Here is a 1,473-nt window from a genome sequence, read left to right as displayed (position 1 = left end):
ACCCGAAGGCCAGTTCAACGGCGCGGTTCAGCGGGACCGCGCGAGAGACGCACCACTTCAGAAACGTCAGCTCGCGGTCTCCGTTGCAACCGATGGTTCTGCCTCATTTTCGTTTCGACAGTGACGTGTGATTTGGCGTAAAGCCGCAAGTCCACCCAAGACAGCAATGGAGTAGCCGAATGCGACCAATGAGTTTGAAAGATTCAGAAGCCATACTATTGGATGGGCTGCCCCAGATTGAAAGTCGTCGATCGTAGCACCTTTCATCGGATACTCTGCGGCAAAGCTTCCAAGTGTACCAGCAAGAATACACACGAAGGCGACGCTTAGGAGAAGCGAAGTGATGGATTTGTAGCGACACAGAGCGACCAATGCTACTACGGAGAAAGTGAAATATGTCAACGGAATCACCCATTGGTTAATCTGCGTCGGTGCCATCCAAAACGTCCCGATGCTTACAGACTCTCCGTCCGGGTTTGCGATGGTGACACTTCTTTGACATCCCAGAGCCAAGAATCCAAAGCATGCGTAGGCGTAGACGCTGACTCTCAATTGACACATTGAACAGCATTTATTGGCAGAACGATACGAATCACGCGGCGACGGCGAACGATACGAACACAGTAACCAACTCAACTCCGTCGCTCGCGTGCATTCGCTGGTTCGTCGACTCCCGCTCCGATCAAGCCAACACCAGAGCAAAGATTTCATCAAGAGAGTGCAGATAGTTTAGGTACAACGATCGGCTTGCGGCAACCAGAAAAGCGAGAATGAGTCCACAAGTCAGGCGAAGAGTTGTCAACACAATCGGTCGGCGACCGAGAAAAAAGTGCCGTCCGCCGCGATACGAGGACCATGCGAAAAACCAGCACGGAACTATAGCGATCACATGTGCAGCGTGAAGCGCCCAAAGAAACTCCCCATTCAGAAACCAGGAAGTCACGTAAAGATGAGTAACTGGAAGCAAAACTGAGAGCTGAACTCCGATGCGAGAGACGGTCGCGGCCAGCAAGGAATTGAACAATACGAGGGCGAGAACCGACGGCGTTGCAAGCGTCGCCCCAGCGGCAGAAAGCTGCCTCGTCGGAAGCGAAAACTGATATTCGAGTAATTCGCGCAATCGCCCAGGCCACCCTATTCCGAAAAGCCAGTCGGCGGCATCCATCGCGATGAGGTCAAGCGAAACGGAAGCGGCAAATGCGATTGCGATAGCAAGTGGAGTAGCCAAGAGATCCAAGATACGGAACTGAAAACGCTGGCTACGGCGATTAAGCGCTGTCACGGATAGGTCTCGCTGACTGTCACTGCCTCTGCCGACGAACGTCCACCGTTCACCGCGGCACGGCGAACGACATTGTATTTTCGATTGACGCCGACTCCGTGCCTGCGTGTGCGACGGATGGTTCGCGCGTCCGACATCGGCGACAGCCCGTGCCATCGCCGCTGACGGCCAATGTACTCGATCGGAATCGC

Annotated in this window: 2 protein-coding genes; both read right to left on the bottom strand. The window is 54.1% G+C overall.

What is annotated here, in order from left to right; translation table 11 throughout:
* Positions 1-682: 682 nt before the first annotated feature.
* Positions 683-1,282, bottom strand: coding sequence for a hypothetical protein (locus tag NZK35_RS09415; protein ID WP_259632282.1), 600 nt, complete (start codon positions 1,280-1,282; stop codon positions 683-685).
* On the bottom strand, positions 1,279-1,473 hold a 195-nt coding region (locus tag NZK35_RS09410), incomplete at its 5' end, for a hypothetical protein (RefSeq protein ID WP_259632281.1). The genes NZK35_RS09415 and NZK35_RS09410, both read right to left, overlap by 4 nt.

The sequence above is a fragment of the Stieleria sedimenti genome, assembly GCF_025060895.1.
Classification (GTDB): domain Bacteria; phylum Planctomycetota; class Planctomycetia; order Pirellulales; family Pirellulaceae; genus Stieleria; species Stieleria sedimenti.
This window is presented reverse-complemented; position numbering and strand designations above follow the sequence as displayed.